This is a genomic window from Leptotrichia sp. OH3620_COT-345 (assembly GCF_003932895.1).
GTDB lineage: Bacteria > Fusobacteriota > Fusobacteriia > Fusobacteriales > Leptotrichiaceae > Pseudoleptotrichia.
Genome location: NZ_RQYW01000002.1, coordinates 177414 through 200095, shown reverse-complemented (window position 1 = coordinate 200095; position 22682 = coordinate 177414). Strand labels below are relative to the sequence as shown.

At 26.7% G+C, this 22682-nt stretch carries 20 protein-coding genes; 2 read left to right on the top strand and 18 right to left on the bottom strand.

Translation table 11 applies throughout. From position 1 onward, the window contains the following. Positions 1-6: 6 nt before the first annotated feature. The 12 genes from EII29_RS02130 to EII29_RS02075 are packed head-to-tail and all read right to left on the bottom strand — an operon-like array spanning position 7 to position 13689. Positions 7-810, bottom strand: a complete 804-nt coding sequence (locus tag EII29_RS02130; protein WP_125235891.1) for a nucleotidyltransferase — start codon at positions 808-810, stop codon at positions 7-9. Next, positions 810-1589: a capsular biosynthesis protein gene (locus EII29_RS02125; protein ID WP_125235890.1), complete on the bottom strand. Its 780-nt coding sequence runs from the start codon at positions 1587-1589 to the stop codon at positions 810-812. The genes EII29_RS02130 and EII29_RS02125 overlap by 1 nt, the downstream gene beginning before the upstream one ends. A 27-nt stretch (positions 1590-1616) precedes the next feature. Beyond that, on the bottom strand, positions 1617-3611 hold the full coding sequence (locus tag EII29_RS02120; RefSeq protein ID WP_125235889.1) for a hypothetical protein: 1995 nt from the start codon (positions 3609-3611) through the stop codon (positions 1617-1619). A 19-nt stretch (positions 3612-3630) separates the two neighbouring features. Next, complete coding sequence (locus tag EII29_RS02115) at positions 3631-4767, bottom strand: DegT/DnrJ/EryC1/StrS aminotransferase family protein (protein ID WP_125235888.1); 1137 nt, start codon at positions 4765-4767, stop codon at positions 3631-3633. 39 nt (positions 4768-4806) lie between these two features. Beyond that, a complete protein-coding gene (locus tag EII29_RS02110) occupies positions 4807-5319 on the bottom strand; it encodes a GNAT family N-acetyltransferase (protein WP_125235887.1) in 513 nt (170 codons plus the stop codon). Positions 5320-5338: 19 nt separating this feature from the next. Beyond that, positions 5339-7828 (bottom strand): glycosyltransferase, encoded by a 2490-nt coding sequence (locus EII29_RS02105; RefSeq protein WP_125235886.1) that lies wholly within the window; start codon positions 7826-7828, stop codon positions 5339-5341. Positions 7829-7835: 7 nt separating this feature from the next. Continuing rightward, positions 7836-8573 carry an ABC transporter ATP-binding protein gene (locus tag EII29_RS02100; RefSeq protein ID WP_125235885.1) on the bottom strand — a complete coding sequence of 246 codons (738 nt, stop codon included), beginning with the start codon at positions 8571-8573 and terminating at the stop codon, positions 7836-7838. Positions 8574-8593: 20 nt separating this feature from the next. Further along, complete coding sequence (locus EII29_RS02095) at positions 8594-9376, bottom strand: ABC transporter permease (protein ID WP_199726006.1); 783 nt, start codon at positions 9374-9376, stop codon at positions 8594-8596. A 6-nt stretch (positions 9377-9382) separates the two neighbouring features. After that, on the bottom strand, positions 9383-10525 hold the full coding sequence (locus EII29_RS02090) for a glycosyltransferase (RefSeq protein ID WP_125235883.1): 1143 nt from the start codon (positions 10523-10525) through the stop codon (positions 9383-9385). Between the two features lie 29 nt (positions 10526-10554). Next, positions 10555-11478 carry a glycosyltransferase gene (locus tag EII29_RS02085; RefSeq protein WP_125235882.1) on the bottom strand — a complete coding sequence of 308 codons (924 nt, stop codon included), beginning with the start codon at positions 11476-11478 and terminating at the stop codon, positions 10555-10557. A 29-nt stretch (positions 11479-11507) separates the two neighbouring features. After that, entirely contained in the window at positions 11508-12365 is an 858-nt protein-coding gene (gene rfbA, locus EII29_RS02080; protein ID WP_125235881.1) for a glucose-1-phosphate thymidylyltransferase RfbA, read from the bottom strand. Between the two features lie 28 nt (positions 12366-12393). Beyond that, positions 12394-13689, bottom strand: coding sequence for an exopolysaccharide biosynthesis polyprenyl glycosylphosphotransferase (locus tag EII29_RS02075; RefSeq protein ID WP_125235880.1), 1296 nt, complete (start codon positions 13687-13689; stop codon positions 12394-12396). 575 nt (positions 13690-14264) lie between these two features. Between EII29_RS02075 and EII29_RS02070 the strand changes: the two genes are divergently transcribed. After that, positions 14265-14954 (top strand): outer membrane beta-barrel protein, encoded by a 690-nt coding sequence (locus EII29_RS02070; RefSeq protein WP_125235879.1) that lies wholly within the window; start codon positions 14265-14267, stop codon positions 14952-14954. A 137-nt stretch (positions 14955-15091) separates the two neighbouring features. Then, positions 15092-15790 carry a TIGR02206 family membrane protein gene (locus EII29_RS02065; protein WP_125235878.1) on the top strand — a complete coding sequence of 233 codons (699 nt, stop codon included), beginning with the start codon at positions 15092-15094 and terminating at the stop codon, positions 15788-15790. A gap of 237 nt (positions 15791-16027) precedes the next feature. Here the strand turns inward: EII29_RS02065 and mnmG are convergent, their stop codons facing one another. The 6 genes from mnmG to EII29_RS02035 form a co-directional block, all read right to left on the bottom strand. Beyond that, a complete protein-coding gene (mnmG, locus tag EII29_RS02060) occupies positions 16028-17917 on the bottom strand; it encodes a tRNA uridine-5-carboxymethylaminomethyl(34) synthesis enzyme MnmG (RefSeq protein ID WP_125235934.1) in 1890 nt (629 codons plus the stop codon). Positions 17918-18056: 139 nt separating this feature from the next. Next, positions 18057-18971 carry a ParB/RepB/Spo0J family partition protein gene (locus tag EII29_RS02055; RefSeq protein WP_125235877.1) on the bottom strand — a complete coding sequence of 305 codons (915 nt, stop codon included), beginning with the start codon at positions 18969-18971 and terminating at the stop codon, positions 18057-18059. After that, positions 18965-19735: a ParA family protein gene (locus EII29_RS02050; RefSeq protein WP_125235876.1), complete on the bottom strand. Its 771-nt coding sequence runs from the start codon at positions 19733-19735 to the stop codon at positions 18965-18967. The genes EII29_RS02055 and EII29_RS02050 overlap by 7 nt, the downstream gene beginning before the upstream one ends. 14 nt (positions 19736-19749) lie before the next feature. Continuing rightward, complete coding sequence (mnmE, locus tag EII29_RS02045; protein ID WP_125235875.1) at positions 19750-21117, bottom strand: tRNA uridine-5-carboxymethylaminomethyl(34) synthesis GTPase MnmE; 1368 nt, start codon at positions 21115-21117, stop codon at positions 19750-19752. Between the two features lie 15 nt (positions 21118-21132). Next, a complete protein-coding gene (locus EII29_RS02040; RefSeq protein WP_125235874.1) occupies positions 21133-22002 on the bottom strand; it encodes a R3H domain-containing nucleic acid-binding protein in 870 nt (289 codons plus the stop codon). Positions 22003-22007: 5 nt separating this feature from the next. Beyond that, entirely contained in the window at positions 22008-22682 is a 675-nt protein-coding gene (locus EII29_RS02035; RefSeq protein WP_125235873.1) for a YidC/Oxa1 family membrane protein insertase, read from the bottom strand.

The window sequence follows — 22682 nt, the reverse complement described above, 5'->3', positions numbered from 1 at the left end:
TTATTTTTAATCTCCTGTAATACTATTTTTTAAAAATTCTTTCCAGTACAAAATTGTATTTTGATAATTCTCATAGTCTTCCGGTGTTCCCCATCCTATATATCTTTCTATTTCAAATACTCTTGTATCATAACCCAATTTCATTACATGTGAAATCACACTATCCACATAAAATTCATTATTAACTCTATCATTTTCTGCTATCATCTTTTCAGCCGCTTCAATAAATATTCTTCCTTCCTTAAACCAAAAAGTTGCAACTATTGCATGATCATTGATAGGATTATTTGAAATTGCTTTTTTTATTGATATTCCTGTTATAATACCTTTTTCATTTATTTTAACCCAACCATATGCATTAGGATTTTTCAATACAGATTCATTATTTCTATATGTAAATACAATTACATCACATTTTTTTTTTAATTTTTCAAACTTATCTTTATTTATTATCATTCCATTGTCACATCCGGCTATTAATAATTCTTCTGTATTATTTATTTTTTCTTTTGCAAGTAAACATGTACATGCTTGTCCTTCTGTCAATTCTTTTACAGTTATAAAATTAGCTTTAGGATAAAATTGTTTTATTTTATCTTCTATACCATCTTTTTTATGAAACTCTCTATCTACATAAATTAAATTACTTCCATCATTTTTTATATTTGGTAAATCCATAGTTGCACAAACTACCATTGGATATTCTTTACCTGTTCGTCTATCTATTGTAGGAATAGCAGGTTTACTTAATTTATATCCTTTATCTGAAAATCTTTTTCCTGCCCCTGCCATAGGAATTAATATATTCATTATTCTATCATTCCTTTCACTATTTTAATCCAAAAAAGATATTCTTCTAAATCTTCTGGTGTTCCCCATTGACAAAATTTTTTTACATTTAATGGAACCCATACTTTTAAACCATCATCTACCATAAAATTATACAATAAACTGGCATAATACTCTCCATTTATTTCTTGATTACTTTCAATTAAAATTTTAGAATATTTTTTAAGAATTTTTCCTGTTTTAAAATAATAAACTCCTGGGGAATGTTTTGCCTTTGTTTTATTTTTTTCAAAAGAATATTTTTCTCTAATTTCTATTAAATTATTTTTTTCATCTGTAAAACATGAAGCATACACATTTTTTTCAGGTAATAAATTAGGATGAAATCCTGTATAACATGGAATAGCTCCTTCACAATTTTTCTTTATAACATCTTTCATAAATTTTTGATAATCCCACAACATATAAAAATCACAATAATTTATTATGCAAGGATCATTATCATTTATCATATCAGCTGCTCTTAAAACATCATAAACCGGTCCTTTTTTTATCCAATTGTCTACTTCAAAAATTTTAGCTTTAGGAGCAATTTTTATTAATTTTTTTTTCATATTAACATCTCTATCTAAATGTTCTTTTCTACATATAAATAAAAAATTTTCTTCATTAGGGTACATTCCTTTAACTATCCATTCAATAATAGGTTTCTCTTGAACATTTATAAAAGGTTTTAGTTCTTTATAACCTGCAGCTACAAACCTTGAACCATAGCCTGTCATAGGTATTATTATATTCATACTTCCTTCCTTTATTATATAATTTACTTAAAAATAATACGATGATACTACAAAAAATATCGTTATATAAATACATAAATATTTCAAATATTTTTTTTGTTTCAAAGTCGCTATCATTTCTTCTTCTTCTATAATATATGCAAATTTAAATGAAAATATATAATATATTATCAAATATAAGAATAAATAATATCTCCATTCAACATGTAAAATAATTTGAGGGAACATATAAAGAAAATATAATAAAATTCCCATTTTTTTTTCTTTCTTTGAAAAAAATCTTTTTCTAAACACTTTAGTTTGAATAAAAAATATTACTGTTGAAAGCACAAAATAATTAAAAAAACTAAATATATAAGATCCGCTGTCAGGCTTATATGGTTGAGGGGGATATATTTCGCTTGTTTTTAAATCAATAGATAAAAAGATTTTTTTCATTGTAATGATAAAAAAATCCATAGGTCTTTGAATATAAGCTGTTAACCCTTGCTTAAAAGTTATTCTATGTTCTCCTAAATCAGAAAATTCTTTTAAAATTCTCTGTGCAGTTTTATCCTGAGAAATATATGGCCATCCTGTAAAGGAATATCTTGTCACACCATTTAAATGACTTTCTTTTAAAGTTTCTCCTTTAACAAAACTTCCTTTTTTATCATAAGAAAAAAGACCTATATGCCCTGTTTCATAATTTATCTTGATTTGTGGTATGCAAACTATTATTACTCCTAAGAAAAAAAATAAGAAAAAAGACTTTTTTATTCTTATTTTTTTTATAAAAAAACTTAAAAAAAACGTAATTAATATCACATATATTCCAAGAGTAAAATTACTTCTACTCAAACTTGCAACAGCTAAACAAATCCCAGATAAAAAAGCTTTTTTCTTTTCTTTTAAATCAATTACAAGTAAAATAGACCAAAATGCACAAGTCATCGCTATCATATCTGCTAAAACGGAATAAAACATTCCTTTCCAAAAAATGATAAATAATAATAATAAAATAAAAATTTGATAATTTTTAGATTTTTTTAAAGAAATTTTATTATTTAATTCTGGCATAACATAACCTAGCAAAATAGATGTAAAAAAGTTATTTATCATATAAAATAACCATAAAGAATTTATTTTCAACTTTTCTCCAATTAATTGTGCAATCATTGGCAATACTGATACAAAATAACCTCTAAATGAATGAATATACTCTTTCAACCCTGTCAAATTAAAATTCTTCATTAACGTTCCTTTATGCCAATAATACTCCTGATCCCCAAAAAGACTTCCTGTTTTGGTAAACAAATCTTTTGGTAACGTATTTGTAAAAAATTTTATAGTTACATACATACTAATTATTAAATATATTATTAAAACCATTGTTTTAGGGTTATAATTATTTAAAAAATTTGCTATTTTTATTTTTTTTATTATTTTAATTAATATTTTTATTAATCCAAATAATAATAATCCTAAAATAAAATAAATACTTACCGCATATAAAAGAAATAGCTTACTTTCACTAAAGGGAAAATAATCTATTATTTCTCCTATTTTATTTTCGGATAAATCGAGGATTTCTGTGTATTTTGATGATTCTATCAAAATTTTTTCACTTATTCCTACATTGTAAAATCGTATTTTAGCATTTGGAATTTTTTTTATAAATAAAGTTATCTTATTTTTAGAATTATTTAAATGAATAGCATTTGAAGAATATCCAAAATCTCCTTTTTTTACATAATTAAATCCCTCTAAATTATATTCAAATTTCTTATTTTTTAAAAATATTTCTTTTATATTATAATTTTTTTTTGTTTCTTCTGTTTCAAGTATAGTTATATGATTTATATTTTTTCCGGTTTCTTTTTCAAATGAAGATATCGTAATTTCTGTTTCCGGTAATATCTTATATATGAATTCATTTACATAGGTAAACATACAAAAAGATAATAAATAAGAAAGAAAAAGTAAATATAAATTCTCTTTCTTATTTAATCTTTTTAAAAAAAGGGCGACAATTCTCTCCATTTTTACTCCTTTATTTTTTTTATTTATTAACAAACTCAATCACCTTATCAGCAATATGTTTTATATCTTCCTTTGTTAATTCCAAATGTAAAGGCAAAGTTATAATTCTTTCTGATATTCTGTGAGCATTAGGACATTTACCGTGATCATAGGAATACATTTCATATTCAGTGTTATCTCTATAATGAACTCCCGGATAAATATCATTTTTCTGTAAATGTTCCAATAATCCGTCTCTGTCATCCACTTCAATTTCATAAATATGGAAAGAGCATTCATCTTCGTTAGGTGCTTTTATAATATTAATTTTACTGTTTCCCTCAAACATTTCATTATAACATTTTACTAATTCACGTCTATAGGCATTTCCTTCATCTAAATATTTTAATTCAACTAAGCCTATAGCTGCCATTATGGAATTTCCATGATCTTTATATCCTAAATATTCTACATCATATTTCCACTTGTATGTTCCTTTATCTCCGCTTCTAGCATATGTATCCTTATTTATTCCAAGCCATGTTAATTTTCTACATATTTCATCATATTTTCCATTGGCGAAACATATCATTCCGCTATCAGCTGTTGGGAGATTTTTTACAGCCTGATATGAATAAACTGTTACATCTACACCATCCCATGTTCCGGGAACAATTCCATCAACTTTTGTTCCTGACATATGAGCTGCATCCAATATTAATTTTAAATTATTTTCTTTACATATTTTTATTATTTCTTTCAGCTTTCCTACTCTTCCTCCATAACCTACAAACATTACTGCTTTTGTCTTGTTATTTATTTTTCTTTTTACATCTTCAGGATCTAAGCAAAGAAATTCATCCACATCAGCAAATCTGGGAACCAATTTTTCGTATAATATTGCATGATTTGTTGATACAAATGTTATCGGAGTTGTTATTATTTCATCTCCTTCTTTCCATCCGTTCTCTTTTTTCAGTATTTCAACTGCTAAATGTAAACCTACTGTCGCTGAATTTAAAAAATGTGCATGATCATGTCCTGTATATTCTTTCCATTTTTCCTCAAATGCAACCGTTTTAAATCCTAGCCCTGTCCAGCCTTTTTCCAGACATTCTCTTATTTCTTCCAAACATTCTTCTACATGATATTTTGGTTTTAATACTTGTATTGCCATTTCTTTTTCTCCTTCTGAATTTTTATTTATTTTTAGTAATTACATTATATATTCCATATAAATTATTTCCTTATTATCTTTTATGTATCTTTTCTTTTCTTCAAATCCGACTTTTAAATATGTTTTTAATGCCGGTATATTGTCGGAAAAAACTTCCAAATATATTTTTTCAACATCCATATTCTCAAAGCCTATATTACATAAACAAGCCGTTATTTGATAACCTAATCCCTTTTTTCCTGTTTTACTTTTATCTATTACTATTCTTCCAAATTCACAACACTTTTTTTCTTTATCTATGTTATAAAGTGCAGCAAATCCTATTGGAACTCTATCGCTTTCTTTTAAATAAGCTGTAAACATTACATCATCTTCTTTTTTTATATATTTTTCATACCAATTTTCCTGTTCTTCTTTTGATATTTCTTTTTGATAAATAAAACATTTTCTGTTTTCCTCTTTATTTCTTAAATTTCTTAGAATTTCTATATCTTTTTTTTCCAATGATTTTAAAATTATATCATTAAATTCTTTTTTTAGACTTTTTTTCATTTTTCACCTACTTAAAAAATTATTTACAATCTACATAAAGAACATCAAGCCCTTTTATAGGATAACCAAGCTTATTAAATAATTTATATTTAAATGTTCTTTTTTCTGTATCTTCAAAAACTCCCATTAATACTGAACCTTTTTCATAAAAAAACTCTATTTGTATTTCAAAAATTTTATTTAAGCTATTTTTTATTGGATCAAAATTTAAATATGTCCAGTTATCTCTTATAAAATCTTCCATATTTAATGATATTTCTCGTAATATATTATTTTTTTCTATAATTCTAACTATTACATTTCCTTTAGGCTCATCATATGAAGCAAATAATAATCCTAATGTTTTAAAAATTTTTATATCACATTTTATATTATAACTTCTTTTATTTTTTATAAGTCCAGAAAAGTTTAATACCCTATCTGTTAATGAACGAGGTTTTTCAAATTTTGTTTTAAATATTTCTTCATTTATAACTAAAAATTTTCTATATCTTTTTATAAAATCTATATTTCTCAGGTCTTTAAACTCAGATAATGCATTTTTTAATATCTTCTCTTCTTTTTCTCCTGAATATTTTTCTTTACAATAAAAATAAGCCTTGTTATAAATATTTTCTCTTATTTCACTATTTTGTGCCAAACTTTTTAAGGCAATATACCAATCATTTATTTCATTTGTAACCCTTACATATTCATTTTTACTTTTAAATTTTGATTTATACGGTTCTATATTGCTTGTAACAAGTACTGCTCCTAATTGAACTGCATTTAGTAATGAATTTTCTGTTTTATAAATTCCGTTATTTATTTCTTCTCCGCAATGAATCAAAATATCTATTTCGTTCTTAGCAAATCTTCTTAATGCTTTTTGTAATGAAAATGTTCTTTCTATACTATAAAAATTTAAATTTTCTTCATCGTTATATATCTTTAAAAAATCTTTCTTTCCATTCTCAGGATAATAAAATTTTACTTTTATATCCTTTGATAATCTTATAATTGCAGGTAATATTATTTCTTTTAATATTCCATTTCTAAAATTCCCTCCCATAAATGCAATAGAAATACTTTCTTTTTTCATTTCATGTCTAAAAATATTTTTAAAATCAATAATTGGATTCAATACTTCTATATCATGATGCAAATTATTTTCCAAAAAATATTTTTTTAATTCTTCTGTGCTACAAAATACTTTTTTAAAACCGTATATAGATAATTTTTTAGTATTAGAAGCAAATTTTTCTATTTGTCTTCTTCCTTCTGACTTCATAATTATTTTTTTATTTTTTATGTCATCTGTCAAAATTATAAAATTATCATCAATATAATAATAATATGGTATTTTGAGAGAATCACAGAGTTTTTTTATTTTTTGAAAAAAATCTAAATCTCTCATAAATATAATAGCATCTACAAAAATTAAATTATCTTTTTTTAAAGTTCTTTCGCTTTCAAAATAAAAAACTATATCTTTAAAAATTTCATTATATCTTATAAAAGAAACATTTGATGTAGCATCTAATAAGGGAGAAATAACTAAAATTCTTTTTTTTGTATTTCTTTTTTCCATATTTTTTATTTCTAAAATTTCTTTTTTTGACTTTTCATCATTAAACCAATGTTTTCCCCTATAATTTTGTATTTCTTCTTCTATTGTATCAAGAAAAAATAAAGTGTTATTTCGATTAACTGAAAAAATATCATATTCTAAAAAACTTTTAGGCTTTAACAGTTCATTTCTATCTTCAGACATTTGTTCCAATCCAACCCACAAATCCAAATTTTCAGTATTTCCTAGAGAATCTTTTAATGTTACACCATATTCTGAACTTGCATTAACTCCTGTAAATTCAAAATCATATTTTTGAAAAATTCTTCTCCATAAATCCCAGTCACAAATTCTTTTTAGAGAAATATGTGGATCATAAAGACCTATATCTTCTATTACATCTTTATGGAGAACAACTCCGGCATTTCCGATAAAATTTGTTATAAAAATTTCATTCATTTCTGAAGGATATACTTTCGGATTTCCTAAAATTACACATTCTTTCTTTTTTTCTCCAAAATATGATTTAACAACACCAAAAGAAGCTTTTACTTTTTCTCTAATCATAAATACTATTGTTTTTTCTATATACTCTTTATCCCATTCATTATCATCAAATATAAAAGATATATATTCTCCTCTTGATTTCATATAGCCTTCGTATTCACTGATTGCAGGTAATCCTATATTTTGTCTATGTCTTATACAATGTACTCTTTCATCTGTTTCCATAAAATATTTTATCAAATCTTTTGTTCCATCTGTTGAAGCATCATCTATTATAATCAATTCCAAATTTTTAAAGGTTTGATTTAAAACTGACATCACAGCTCTTTCAAAGAAACCGTCTTTTGCTCTTCTAAAAGTAGGTAACAGAACTGAAACTTTAGGATTATATTTATCATAGTTTTTATTTGGTATCCATTCAGAATTATTTTGTAATATTTCTTTTACTTTCATTCTTTTACTATCCTTTCATATTTTTTAAGTACTCTCTTACAACTTCCTCCGGATTTCCATCCATTACGATTTCTCCTTTTTCCAACCATATACATCTAGTTGTAAGTTCTTTCGCGGTCTCCATTGAATGTGTTACCAAAATCATTATTTTAGCTACGTCTATCATTTCATTCATTCTTTTTTCGGCTTTTTTCAAAAAAGCGGCATCCCCCGCAGCAACAACTTCGTCAAGTAACAATATATCAGGTTTTATAGCTGTAGAAACAGAAAAAGCAAGTCTTACAAACATTCCTGAAGAATAATATTTTACAGGCATTTCCAAAAAATCACCCAATTCAGAAAATTCGGCTATTTCTTTCATTTTTTCTTTTATACTTTTTGGTGTTTCACCCAACATCAAACCTCTTAAATAAATATTATCCCAACCGCTTGATTCCATTTCAAATCCTGTTGCAAGTTCAAACATACTTGATATTTTTCCTGATACATCCAATACTCCTTTTGAAGGGGGATATATACCACAAACCATTTTTAAAAATGTACTTTTTCCTGCACCGTTATGTCCAATTATTGAAACCCGTTCTCCTTCTTTTATTTCCAAATTCATTTTTTTTATTGCGTGAACAATACCATTTTCTGAAAATTTATTAAATTTTTTACTTCCGGTAATTAAAATATCTTTTATTCTTTTTTCTCTTTTTGTTTTGAAATACAAATCTACATTTTTTAAAATTATATGACTCATTTTAAATAACCTCTCTTATTTTATAATTTAAATGCTATTTTCTTTTTTTCTCTCATAACCATAAGTATACTTAAAAAAAGAGAAATTAACGATATTATTATTGCTGTCATATATATATTTAAAGAGGGTATCTCTTCTCCCAATAAAGGCGTTTTTATAATTTCTATCATATAATAAAACGGATTTATTTTATATAGATAATCAAACCCCTTTTCTTTGAGTATTCTTGCAGGAAATATAATCGGGGTTGCATAAAATAATCCCTGAAATATTAAAGACTGAAGAGGCTGAAAATCTCTTATATTTAAGTTGACTACTGCACCTATATTGGAAATTGCAATTGCAAATATAAGGAGTATAATCAATCCCGGAATAACTGCCAACATGTTTAAACTGAAAGCTCCCGGCTTCAGAAAAAAATATATTATAAAAAAAGCTATTATACTGTACAGTAAATTTGTAAAATTTACTAACACTCCTCTGACAGGGAATATTTGAGCATTGACATTTGTCTGTTTCAAATATCCTTCTGCACCGATAAATGAAAGTGTTCCTCCATCTGCTGAACTACTTAAAAAAATCCATGGATTTAATCCTGCAAATAATCCCGGTATAAAATCTTCCGGTTTCATTCCGAATATAATTGAATAAACTGTTCCTATTATAACAACTAAACCTAAAGGAGTCAAAACAGACCATGCAACTCCTAAAATAGATTTTTTATACTTTAAATTTAAATCCGTTTTTACAAGACTTTGTAAAATATACCTATCTCTCCATATTCCACTAAAATAACTTAACATTATAATTTATCTCCCGATTATCTTTTTTATTATTTTATACGGAATTATCAAAAAAGATTTTATTCCATATATTCTAATTATAAGTTTTATTCTTTCCCCATAAAAAATCCATTTTAAATTTTTCAAACGAATATCGTTTAATGTCACTTCAGGTGCCTTATACTCTGACAATTCAGGTATTAATTTTAATATTTCCCTGCTTACAACTTCGTTATTAAAATCGTCTGATATTTTCTTTTGTGCATTCTTTATCATTCTATTTATTTCTGTAGGATTTTCAAGTAAATATTTTATTTTTTTATACCAAACTTCCGGTTTATTTTCACATAAAATACCGTTTTCTTTATTTTTAACTATTAAATTATAAGGTTCCGAATTTGTATAAATGCCTAAAACACCAATTGACGTATATTCTAAAAATTTATTATAATATTTAGATTTATAAAATTCTGTTGTTTCTATAGGAGCTAGCCCTATATTAAAATTTCCGTTTTTGACAAACCGCTTATACTCATCATAATCATGAAAGTATTCATAATGCTCCGTGTTTTTTATTCCAGGATTGGCTCCTATAAAAGTAAATGCTATTTTTTTTTCATTTATTTCTTCAGAAAACATCTCAATCATTGGTTTTATAATTTTTTGAATGGTCTTTTTATGATCTGTGGAGCCTGCATATAAAACTTTTAAAGAGCTTTCATTATTTGTTTTTTTTATTTCTATTTTCATCGGAACTTTTGTGAGAATTCCTTTTTTATTTATAGTATAACTTGCATATTTCTCTATTATTTTAGGATTTACTGCCCATAAAACATGGCTTTTTGTCAAAATTTCCAAAATATACTTTTTTAATTTTTTATCGTTAAAATATTTAGTAGATTCTAAACCTAAAGGAATGTTTATTAAATCATCATCTAAAAACATAATTGTATATCTTTTTGCATATAATGCCGCTTTCATTATTTCTAATGAAGCTCTTTCACTCCCTCTTACAGATATTAAAATATCCGACCATAAAATATCATTTTTATTTATATCAGAAGTTCTTTTAAATTTCACATTACATTTTTTACTATATTCTAAAGGATTCAAAACTCCAATTTTTACTGAAGATATTAACTCAGGACATTCTATAAGTACATTTGTCATTAATTTTTCCTTTCAATTAATATAATAAGTTATTTATACTTGCCTAGAATATACAATATTTTAAAAATTAAATTTTCAATTTTTCCATATCTGAATACTTTTGCTTTTGATATATACTGTACTCTTTTAAAGATATTTTTTTGGCTTTTCAAAAATTTTTCTGTTTCTTTTTTATAATCTTCTTTCATCTTTTCTGCATACAGATACAGAAAGCTCTCCAACTGTAAAGAAACGGGGCTCTTTTTATATTTATTTAAAAATTTCATTCTTTTTTTTGTTTTTTTCAGAAAATTTAATTCGTATCCTGCTGTATTTATTCCATGTTGTCTGTGCTTCACCGTGCATTCTCTTTCAAATATGACCTTCCCGGTTCCTGAAACAAGTAAATATATCCACCAATCTATAACAAATATATTTTCACTATAATTTTCTCTTAATTCCTTTACAACTTCTTTGTTGAATACTTGTGTATGTCCGGGGCATATATTTTGAACCGTAGCATTGTAATATAATTCTTTTTTTTCTGAATCTTGAGTTTTTCCTATGATATTTAATTTTTCATCTGTTACAAATGATCTTGAAGCGAACATTTTTAAACCTTCAAATTTTTCTTTTTGTAATCTGTTTAAAGCTGTCTGAATCTTTGTATCTAACCATACATCATCCTGATCACTCAGAGCAAAGTAATCATAGTATTCTATATCACATTTTAAAAATAATTCTTTTAAACTGGCATTTACTCCTATATTATTCCCTTTTAAAATTTCTATTTTAAGTACAGATTTTTCTGAATACTCTTTTAATATTTTTATTGTTTCATCATTAGATCCGTCATCTCTCACTAATATTCCCAATTCAAAGTTTCCTTTTTGATTTAAAATACTATCCAACTGTTCTTTTAAAAATTTTTCTCCATTATAAGTAGACATTAGTATCTGTACTCTCGGTTTCATTTTCTCTCCTAACTGACAATTTGTCAATTTTATAAAGACTGTAAATACTTTCCATACTCAGTCTTCATCATAGGTTGTGCCAATTTTTCCAATTGTTCTTTATTTATCCAACCTTTTTTATAAGCTATTTCTTCTATACATGCTATATAAAAACCTTGTCTTTTTTGTATTGCTTCTACATAATTGGCAGCTTCGAGAAGAGCATCATGAGTTCCCGTATCAAGCCATGCAGTACCTCTTCCGAGATTTTTTACTTTCAGTGTTCCTTCATTCAGATACATTTCATTGACCGTTGTTATTTCTATTTCTCCACGTGCTGAAGGTTTTACATTTTTAGCTTTTTCTATAACGGTATTATCATAAAAATAAAGTCCCGGTATTGCAAAATTTGATTTTGGATTTTCAGGCTTTTCCTCCAGCGATATCGCTTTCCCGTTTTCATCAAATTCCACAACTCCATAAGCTCTCGGATCTCTCACAGGATAACCGAATATAACCGCCCCTTTTTCCAATTTTGCAGCTTCTTCTACCATACCTGTAAATCCACTGCTGTAAAAAATATTATCTCCCAATATTAATGAAACATTATCTTTACCTATAAATTCCTCTCCTATTAAAAAAGCCTCCGCAAGACCGTTAGGATGTTCCTGTATTTTATATTCCAATTTTATTCCCAATTGATTTCCGTCTCCCAACAGTTCTTCAAAAATCGGCAAATCTCTTGGCGTTGATATTATAAGAATTTCTCTTATTCCTGCCAACATTAAAACTGATAAAGGATAATAAATCATAGGTTTATCGTATATAGGCATAATTTGTTTTGATATTGATTTTGTTAAAGGATAAAGTCTTGTACCGCTTCCTCCTGCAAGAATAATTCCTTTCATGATTCCTCCTGTTTTTTCTTTTTTCAAATTATTTTCCTTTTCCAAATATTACTGTTTTTGCTGTTTTCATTATTGTAAGAACATCCATTATTAAATCCTGATGTTTTAAATAATACAGATCATACTCCAGTTTTCTTTTTGCATCTTCCGTACTTTCTCCATAAGGATACATTACTTGAGCCCAACCTGTTATTCCAGGTTTTATCATATGTCGTAAATTATAGTAAGGTATTTTTTTCTTATACTCTTCTACAAGTAAATCCCATTCAGGTCTAGGTCCTACAAAACTCATCGTACCCTTAATTATACAATATAATTGAGGCAGTTCATCTATTCTTGTCTTTCTCATAAAACTGCCGAATTTCGTCACTCTGTTGTCATTATCTAAAGTATATTTAGGATATTTCGTTCCATCATGAAGTTTCATACTTCTAAATTTATATATTTTAAATTTTTTCCCGTTTTCACCTATACGTGTCTGCTTAAATATTACAGGACCGGGTGATTCAAGTTTTATTATGAATGCTGTAATTAATGCCACAGGACTTAACAGTATTATCAAAATAAAAGCTATTATTAAATCCAATCCTCTTTTTACATTTTTCTGACTTTCATTATTTAATATATCAAACCCATTAGATTCCAAAAGCCATTCTTCATCTATCTGATTTATATCTATCTTTTTCTGTATACTTTCATTGAATTCTTCATAACTTAACACTTTCAATCCATTTATTTTTAAATCAAACAGCCTTTTCAGATAAATTTTAAAGTCGTCATTTTTTATGTTTTTAACTATTACTAAAGTATCTATTTCTTTATCTTGTATAATTTTTTCCATTTCGTCGTATTTACCCTGTAAATACTTGGTTGCACGACTTTTATTGTTGGAAATGTAGCCTACATACTTGTAATCCGGACTATTCATTAAAACATCCTGAACATTATTTTCGATATGATTTGATCCGAAAATAAGGACTCTTTCTTTTTTTACATATTTCAGACATACAATTCTCCTGAATACTGTCTGAAATATAAATATTATACCGAATATACCGAATATACTTATCCTTTTTAAAAATATAAAAATAAATATTGAAAACAAGAAATTTATTCCAAAATTTACAAATATATCTTTTAATCTGAATCTTTCAGCATAAAAATCAAGTTGTCCGAATATAAATTTGATGAATATAAAAAGTAAAAATAAAAAATTCGTCAAATATTTTGTGGGATAATTAAATTTCTGTAATAAAAAATTATAGAGTATGTATGAAATTAATATATATATAACCCATATTATGTTATTTTTATTTGTTTTCATCAATTTCCTCTTTATAAGAAATTTTTGTAACTCTTTATTATTTATTTGGATTATAACACTTTTTTTTAACTTTTACAACTTTAGTTGACAGTTATATACTATTTAAACTTAAAATTTGAATTATGAACCTCCTTCCGATTTTAAATCTTCGTTTCATTATGACTTTGCAGACATTCTAATAATGTAAGTTGGATAAATTTTAAAAATGGACAATTTATTATACATTACATTATTAAGGTATTGTTTTATAATTATAATATACTTTTCTTAGGTATTAATATGAAAATTTAAAAATTGTATTTTTTTTACTTTTAAAATCTGCTTAACAATTGTTTAGTAATTTTTTCAAATAAAATAAGTATACCAAGTTATTATAATAAAATAATTATATTTTTTTTATTTTTTATATATTTTCACAATACTGAAAATATTTCTAAAATAAAATATATATTTAAACTTTTTCCAAAAAATTATAATTGATATAATTTTTTTATTTTTCGACTTGATTTTTTTTTTGAATGAGGTTATAATAATTTTAATAGGAAAATTAAAAATTAATTATAGGAGGAAATATAATGAAAAAACTATTATTATTAGGAGCATTAATCAGTTCAATTGCTATGGCTACAAACACTGTAGAAGTTAGAGCCGGAATTGATTTATCAAGCGGAGGTGAATTTAAAGGCGGAAGATACGATTCAAATGTTTTCAAGTATAATTTAGAAAAAAATACTTTAAAAAGAGGATTTGAACTTACTGCCGAATATAGAAAAGGTATTACTGAAAACTTTGAAATAGGTGGAGGAATTTCATATAAATACAATAAATTAAATGAAAAAAGAACAACTGGTGCCGGATTAATTTCTTCAAGTGTAGAAAACAAAGGATTAAGTTCCGTTCCTCTTTTCTTTACGGCAAGATATAATTTTAAAAATTCTTCTGAAATAACTCCTTATGTTAAAGCTAACTTAGGATATGCATTTAATTCAGGAAGCGTTAAGTGGAATGATAAATTTTCTAACGGTTTTGTAGAAGGGGAAGCTAAATTTAAAGGTGGATTATATTCAGGAATAGGTGCAGGAATTAATTATAAAAACTTTATAGTTGACTTGTCTTATAATGTTAACGGGACAAGAATTACAAGAACTAATAAATTAGTTTATTCTCCGGCTGCAGGTGGATTAGTAACTAGAAATCAAAGTGAAAAATTCAATCTTAATCATGGAGTTGTTACTTTAGGATTTGGATATTCATTCGGATTCTAAATACTAGAATTTAGATTCTAAAATTTTTAAATTTCATAACAATTCACTACCTTTACAATTTAAGTAAAGGTAGTTTTTTATTTGGTAAAATGTTATAATATCAATGTTTTAATAAAATATTTAATGGAGGTAGTGATTTGAGACCTGAATCTTTATATTTTTCATACTTCAGTCCAATTCATCTGTATAGTTTCATATTTTCAATCGGATTAAGTGTTATTTTTCTAATTATTCCTAAATTATATAAAAAAATTAACATAGAAAAATATGCAACTTTTCTCGGCATATTTATTTTATTTTTTAAACTCCTTGATTCCGTATACAGAATAATATACCAATATGAGCCTGTCTATAATGTAATTCCCATACATCTCTGTAATTTTGCAGCTGTAGCGGCAGGTATATATTTAATATCCAGAAATCATTTTTTCTTTAATTTATTATATTTTTTAAGTTTCGGTGCAGCTTTTGCTTTAATTTTACCGGGAGTAACTTATTATTACAATCCTGTATACGTTTATATTTTTATGATTATGCATGCATTGGAATTTGTAGGTGTTATTTACGGTTTTGTATACTTGAAAGAAAAAATAACATTTAAAAATTTTATAGGCTCATGTGTTGTTTTATTGGGATTATTTTTATTTTCACATTTTTACAATTTAAAATACAATACAAATGCAATGTTTTTAAATGACTATATTGCTCCTATGGCAAGTTTTATAAAACCTTTTATTCTTTATAAGTTTATTTTAATTATAAGTATGCTGCTTATTATGTTTTTAATGTACTTACCTTTTTCAAAAAGATTTCAGAAAAAAAATAATTATAGTTGATAAAATTGTGAAATTGTTTTTTGTTTCACGTGGAAAATATGTTGAAAAAAAGTTTGAATTGTTCCAAAAATAATAAAGATTTTTGAATTAATAATTTTTTTAGCTTTAATAGGAATGTGAGGGCTTATAACTGCCCTCACAAAAAGAAAATTAAATTGAGAGTTTTTACTGAATTTTTTGTAAAATTTTTTTAAAAACAAATATCAGACTTTAATAATAGTTCTTAATATTTTATTTTCAATTTCTTATAACAGCTATAAGAAGTGCTATATCATTATAAGTAACTCCGCTTATTCTACTTGCCTGTCCTATTGTTTCAGGCTTTCCATAAGTTAATCCTGATATAGCAATATTACTCAACCCTTGTATTTCTTCATAATTTATATTTTCAGGTATTTTCATCTCTTCAAGTTTTTTGAACTTTTCTATTTGAAGCTTCTCTCTTTGGATAAATACATTATATTTTGCATTTATTTCTACCTGTTCCTTTACAAGGGGAGATAATTTTTCAGTTTTGATAAACTCCGATAAGTTATCATAATTCATTTCTTTTCTTGCCAGAAATTCAAATGCTGAAACAGGGCTGTTTGCACTGTTAGTCTGAAAAACCTGACTTTCATTCTCCAATGCAAATTTTTCCCCTATTCTTTTCAGTTTTTCATTTGTTTCCTTAGTTGGATATATTTTTATTTCTTTAAGTCTGTTTATTTCATTTTCTATATTTTTTTTCGCTTTTTCAAGCTCTGCAAGTTTTTCAGAACTTACAAGTCCTATTTTCTTGGATTTTTCAAATAGTCTTACAAATATATTGTCCTGTCTGAGTGTAAGTCTGTATTCAGCTCTTGAAGGAAGAACTCTATAAGGTTCCGGTGTTTTTTTATTTATTATATCATCTATTAAAATACCTATATATCCTTCACTTCTATCTATTATTATTTCTTTTTTTCCAAGTATTTTCCTTGAAGCATTTACTCCCGCTATAAATCCCTGACATGCAGCTTCTTCATATCCGCTTGTTCCATTTATTGTCCCGGCAGTATAAAGTCCTTTTATTACTTTTGTTTCCAATGTAAGATTTAACTGATATGCAGAAATAAAATTATATTCCACTGCATAGCCGTATCTTACTATTTTAGCATTTTCAAGTCCCGCTATTGTTTTCAGCATTGCTTCCTGTGCAAAAGGAGGCATTGCAGTCGTAAATCCGTTTACATAAATTTCATTTGATTCTATGGATTCCTGTTCTAAAAAAATCTGATGGTCTGTTTTTTCAGGAAAGTTGAGTATTTTTCTGTCAAGAGAAGGACAGTGTCTTGGCCCTTTAGTGCTTACTATACCTGTCACAATAGGAGAATATTTCAGCATTTCCTTTCCTACTTCCACTGTTTTCTCAGTAGTAAATGTAAGCCATGTAGGTAAAGTGGAATTATATTCTTTTTCAGTTTCATAAGAAAAATATCTCGGTTTTTCTTCCCCTTTCAGTTCCTCAGTTTTGGAAAAATCTATTGTTCTTTTATCTATTCTGGGTGGTGTTGCCGTCTGGTATCTATCCAGTTCAAATCCATATTCTAAAAGTTTATCAGGTAATTCATCACTTGCAGGTTCTCCTTGACGTCCTGCCGAATATTTTACATCTCCCATTATAAACTGTCCTTTTAAAAACGTCCCTGTACATAAAATTACACATTTTGCTCCGTATTTTACTCCTAATTTATCTTCAACACCTTTTATTTCTTTATTTTCTACTATTAAATCTATAACCGTTCCCTGTATTATATGAAGATTTTCCTGCTTTTCAATAATTTCTCTCATTTTTATCCTATACCAATACTTATCAGCCTGAGCTCTTGTTATTCTTGAAGCCGGACCTTTTGTATGATTCAGATTTTTCAGTTGTAAATTCCAATTATCAATATGCCTTGCCATTTCTCCTCCGAGCATTCCCAATTCTGAAACAAGATGGCTTTTTCCCGGTCCTCCCACAGAAGGATTACATGACATCATAGCTATATTATCAAGATAGATTGTAAAAAGAGCGGTTTTAAGTCCGTGTCTTGCCGATGCAAGAGCTGCTTCGACTCCTGCATGCCCTGCTCCAACCACTATTACATCATAGTTTTTATTCATTTTCTCATATCCTTTTTCTTTATTTTCAGTTAATTGTAACATAGTAATCTTGTATTTTCCCAATTATTTTTCTGCGAAAGCTTATCATCACCCTCAAAATCAATCTATCGGCTACAAAATTTTACAGAGTGAATATTCTTTAAAAAAATTTTTTCAAAATAAATTCTTTTATTTTCTCTATCTCTTCATCAGTAAGTCGACCCTGTATTTCAAATGAAGTTGATTTTTTACCTTTTTTTACTGATAATTTTCCGTCATCGGATTTTATTTTCAGTTTTCTTATTTCTCTTTCTATCTCTGAAATTTCCATTCCTGACAGTTTTTCAATATTTTCTTCCATATTTTTAAAATCCGTCTGATTTAAATAATTAAAAATAGTATCGGATTTTCTTATATTTTTTATTTCATCGAGTTTTTCAAGAAGTTTTTCAGGATACTTTTCCACTCTCAAATATCTTGCTACAGTTCTTCTGGAGATTCCGTATTCTTGTGCTATTTTTTCAGAGCTTTTCTTTTTATTTCTACTTTCTCTCCATATTTTCATTGATATTTCCAGTGTCGTCAAATCCTCCCTTAAAGTATTTTCATGAAGGGAAATTTTATCCAATATTTCATAACTCGCATTTGCAGGAATTATTATAAAATTATTTGTTCCTGCAGGAGAAAATTCTTTTATATTTTTATATCCGTAATATACAGCTGAAAGCCTTCTAAAACCTGATAAAATTTTATACTTTCCTTCTTCTTTTTCTATAACATAAACAGGGTTTATTATCCCTATTTCATTTATAGATTCTGCCAAATTTTTTATAGACTCGGTTTCAATTATTTTCTCAAAGCTTATTTCTCTGTTTATGAATTCTCTGTCATAAAAATCCACTTTTTCAAGTATTTTTTCATTTACTGATATTATTTTTGCACCGTCTATTTTAAGAATTTCAATTCTTATACTTTCATCTTCTTCAAGCTGTTTTACAAAATTTTTTGTTTTTTCATTATTTAAATTGGAAAAAGGATTTCTTTTTTCAAATATATTTTTTGTTTTTTTTACCATTTTATTCCCTCTCTTTCAAGTATTTCAAGTGCTAAATCTTCATAATCCCTTGCACCGTTTGAAAGAGGAGCATAGCTGAAAATATCCTGAGCATTCGCAGGAGCTTTTGCCAAGTCCACATTTTGTCTTATCACAGTATTCATTATTGCACTTTTAAAATACTCTTCAAGCTGCTCCTTTGAGTCTGTTGATAAACTTGTTCTTATATCATACTGGGTCAAAATCAATCCTTTCACTTCAAGTCTGTCATTCAGGTCTTCCTTTATTTCATTAATTGTAGATATCAAAAGCCCTGCTCCTCTAAGTTCAAAGTACCCCGCTCTCAATGTTAAGTATATGCTGTCGGCTGCAACAATGGCATTAAGAGTAAGTATTGATAATGAAGGAGAAGTATCCATTATACACATATCAAATTCATCTTCCACTTCTTTCAATATCTTTTTCAATACACTTTCTCTGTTCAGCTGTGATGATAAAGTTATATTTACTCTTTCACTTTCAAGGTTACTCGGAACCAAATAAAAATTTTCAGCTTGAGGAAGTTTTATTATCGCTTCTTTTATATTTCTTTTTGTAAGTGCATCAAAAATAGTACAGTCCACTTCATTCGGATCTATTCCTAAAGCATCTGTAAGATTTCCCTGAGGATCACAATCTATGACTAATATTTTTTTTCCTTTTTTTGCATAATATGAGGCTATATTATATGCTGTAGTTGTTTTGGCAACTCCTCCTTTATTATTTGCTATTACTATTTTTTTCATATGTTTTTTCCTCCTTATTTTCCTACACAGAAATTTCCGAAAACATGATCAAGTACATCTTCCGAGGATATTTCTCCTGTTATTTCAGATAAAGAATCAAGCGCTTCTCTTAAATCTACAGATATTAAATCCATAGGCATACCCATATCTATTGTCTCAAAAATATTTTTTATGGATTCTTTTGTTTTTTCAAGGGCTGTTTTATGTCTTATATTTGTTATTATTAGTTTTTCCGATGTATTTTCAATGTCTTTTTCTATAATGTAGGAATATATTTTATTTTCCATTTCTTCCATTCCTATATTATCTTTAGCTGAAATTTCTACAACATTTTCAAAAAGATAATCTTTTAAATCTATTTTTCTTTTCAAATCAGTTTTATTAAGTAAAATTATCATTTTTTTATTAGATTCTTTTATTTTGTCTATTACTTCAATATCTTCTTTTTCAAGTTCTTTTGAAGCATCAAGAACAAGAAGTACAAGATCCGCCGTTTCTATAAATCGCTTTGACTTTTCGACTCCTATATTTTCAACTATATCATCAGTTTTTCTTATTCCTGCTGTATCTACTAAAACAAGAGGGATCCCTTTTATATTAACTATTTCTTCTATTATGTCCCTTGTCGTTCCCGGAACGTGTGTAACTATTGCTCTTTCTTCTTTTAATAAAGAATTTAGTAAAGTTGACTTTCCTACATTAGGCTTACCTGCTATGACAGTTTTTATTCCCTCTTTTATTTTTTTTCCCTTGTCATATGATTCTATAAGTGAATCAGCTTCTTCATATACTTTTTCAAGATTCAGTCTTAAATTTTGAGGAAGCGGATCTTCTATTCCTTCTTCAGGATAATCAAGAACTACATTTACATGGGCAGTAACATCAAGTAATGCCTTTTTAAAATCTTTTATTTTTTCCTTTAAATCTCCTCTTAACTGTTCCATTGATAATGATATACTTTTTTCAGTTTTTCCCTGTATTAAGTCCATTACCGCTTCAGCTTGGGATAAATCTATCCTGCCGTTCATAAATGCCCTTTTTGTAAATTCCCCTTTTTCTGCATGTCTTGCACCATTTTTCAATATAAGTTCGAGAATTTTTTCAGTTATAAGGTATCCTCCGTGACAATTTATTTCTACTACATCTTCACATGTATAAGTTTTAGGAGCCTTCATTCTAACCGTCATAACTTCATCTATTATTTTTCCTTTATCATGAACAAATCCGTAATTAAATTTATAAAAACCCAAATCTTTATTTGGGTTTTTTGTATTAAATATTTTGCTTAAAATTTCAAATGACTTATCTCCCGATATTCTTATTATTCCTATTCCTCCTTCTCCTTTCGGAGTGGAAATGGCAGCTATCGTATCAAATAACATTATTATACCTCATTATTAGTCTTTTGTTCTTTTTATTACTAAGTATCTTTTAGGCTCTTCTCCCATGCTTTCCGTTTTCAGACCCTTTATGAAAGATATTTCTTCATGAATTATTTTTCTTTCTCTTGCAGACATAGGATTAAGTTTTATATTTCTTCCTGTTTCAAGTACTTTTTTTCCTTTTTTTCTTGCCAAATCTCTTAAAGATTCTTCCCTTTTCTGTTTATAATTATTAGAATCTATTACTACTTTAATATTTTTGAAGCTTTTTACCGAACTTAATAAATATTCGACACTATTAAGTGTACTTCCTTTTTCTCCTATAAGATATCTTATATCTTTTCCATCTACATTTACAATATATCTTTCTCCGTCTCTTGATATTTGTACTATTCTTATATCTAATTTTGAATTTACTATAAATTCTTTTATAAAGCTTCTTATCCTGTCATAATTCACATCATCTGATTTTACTTCTTTTATAGATTCCTTATTTTTATTTAGGAACACATTGTCTATTTCTATATTGTTATTGTTGTTTGAAAAACTGCTGTTTATTTTATTGTCCGTCGGTCTTCTATTTTCAGATTTGTTTTTTTCCTTTTTAAAGTTTTCTTTTATAGATTTTCTATCTTTTTTTATTTCTTTTTTGAAATCTTTTATTTCATTCTTTTTTTCTTGTTTATTACTTTTTTTATTTTTTTCTATTTCATGTTTTTTAACTATTTCTATTTCATATACACCTTTAATATTAAAAAATAATATTTTTTTAGGTTCTTTAACTACATTTATTTTAAAAGTTTCATCATTTTCCAAAGTAAGAGATCTTTTTATCATACTGTCAAGTTCTTCTCTATTTTGGGCTTTCAATATTATTTTATCCATTTGAATCAATCTCTTCCTTTCATTATAAAATATTGCTGGACAAGTGAAAGTGCTCCTGAAACAAGATAGTATAAAGTTACTCCCGACGGCATTTTGTAAAATAGCAGAAGCATCATTAAAGGCATAGTATACATCATAGTCTGCATCTGACTGTTTACTTCCTGTCCTTTTGAACTTCCTGACATTATTTTCTGCTGAAAAAAAGTAATTGCCGTATTTAAAATAGGAAGTAAATTTACTGTAAATGTTCCTATTTTAAATAACTCATCAGGTTTTTTCAAGTTAAACCATAAAAATGTGGCATCATTAGGTATGGCGTCTCCACTGAACGCATAAAATAATGCTATGAATATAGGCATCTGAATTAAAATAGGAAGACATCCTGATAAAGGATTTACATTATTTTCTTTATATATTTCAGCAGTTTTTTGCTGAAGTTCTTGGGGTTTATCCTTATATTTTTCTTTCAATTTATCAAGTTGAGGTTGCAATTCTCTCATTTTTTTCATTGATTTTTCCTGTTTCAACGTTAAAGGAAACATAAGAGCTCTTACTATTATAGTTACTATTATTATTGCCACTCCATAATTTCCAACTATTCCATTTATTCCTTTTAATACTGCAACAACTGCTGCTTCAAGTGCAGGTATTCTAAGAAAGCCTCCTTTTGCTTTCGCCAT

What these genes read in the sequence shown, in the direction of transcription:
- EII29_RS02040 (WP_125235874.1), bottom strand. Translation starts at nt 22,002, where the DNA reads ATGGATAAAATAATATTGAAAGCCCAAAATAGAGAAGAACTTGACAGT.
- EII29_RS02125 (WP_125235890.1), bottom strand. Translation starts at nt 1,589, where the DNA reads ATGAATATAATAATACCTATGACAGGCTATGGTTCAAGGTTTGTAGCT.
- EII29_RS02070 (WP_125235879.1), top strand. Translation starts at nt 14,265, where the DNA reads ATGAAAAAACTATTATTATTAGGAGCATTAATCAGTTCAATTGCTATG.
- EII29_RS02105 (WP_125235886.1), bottom strand. Translation starts at nt 7,828, where the DNA reads ATGAAAGTAAAAGAAATATTACAAAATAATTCTGAATGGATACCAAAT.
- EII29_RS02130 (WP_125235891.1), bottom strand. Translation starts at nt 810, where the DNA reads ATGAATATATTAATTCCTATGGCAGGGGCAGGAAAAAGATTTTCAGAT.
- EII29_RS02110 (WP_125235887.1), bottom strand. Translation starts at nt 5,319, where the DNA reads ATGAAAAAAAGTCTAAAAAAAGAATTTAATGATATAATTTTAAAATCA.
- EII29_RS02090 (WP_125235883.1), bottom strand. Translation starts at nt 10,525, where the DNA reads ATGACAAATGTACTTATAGAATGTCCTGAGTTAATATCTTCAGTAAAA.
- EII29_RS02050 (WP_125235876.1), bottom strand. Translation starts at nt 19,735, where the DNA reads ATGAAAAAAATAGTAATAGCAAATAATAAAGGAGGAGTTGCCAAAACA.
- mnmG (WP_125235934.1), bottom strand. Translation starts at nt 17,917, where the DNA reads ATGAATAAAAACTATGATGTAATAGTGGTTGGAGCAGGGCATGCAGGA.
- rfbA (WP_125235881.1), bottom strand. Translation starts at nt 12,365, where the DNA reads ATGAAAGGAATTATTCTTGCAGGAGGAAGCGGTACAAGACTTTATCCT.
- EII29_RS02055 (WP_125235877.1), bottom strand. Translation starts at nt 18,971, where the DNA reads ATGGTAAAAAAAACAAAAAATATATTTGAAAAAAGAAATCCTTTTTCC.
- EII29_RS02095 (WP_199726006.1), bottom strand. Translation starts at nt 9,376, where the DNA reads ATGTTAAGTTATTTTAGTGGAATATGGAGAGATAGGTATATTTTACAA.
- EII29_RS02100 (WP_125235885.1), bottom strand. Translation starts at nt 8,573, where the DNA reads ATGAGTCATATAATTTTAAAAAATGTAGATTTGTATTTCAAAACAAAA.
- EII29_RS02035 (WP_125235873.1), bottom strand. Translation starts at nt 22,682, where the DNA reads ATGGCGAAAGCAAAAGGAGGCTTTCTTAGAATACCTGCACTTGAAGCA.
- EII29_RS02075 (WP_125235880.1), bottom strand. Translation starts at nt 13,689, where the DNA reads ATGAAAACAAATAAAAATAACATAATATGGGTTATATATATATTAATT.
- mnmE (WP_125235875.1), bottom strand. Translation starts at nt 21,117, where the DNA reads ATGTTATTTGATACGATAGCTGCCATTTCCACTCCGAAAGGAGAAGGA.
- EII29_RS02115 (WP_125235888.1), bottom strand. Translation starts at nt 4,767, where the DNA reads ATGGCAATACAAGTATTAAAACCAAAATATCATGTAGAAGAATGTTTG.
- EII29_RS02085 (WP_125235882.1), bottom strand. Translation starts at nt 11,478, where the DNA reads ATGAAACCGAGAGTACAGATACTAATGTCTACTTATAATGGAGAAAAA.
- EII29_RS02120 (WP_125235889.1), bottom strand. Translation starts at nt 3,611, where the DNA reads ATGGAGAGAATTGTCGCCCTTTTTTTAAAAAGATTAAATAAGAAAGAG.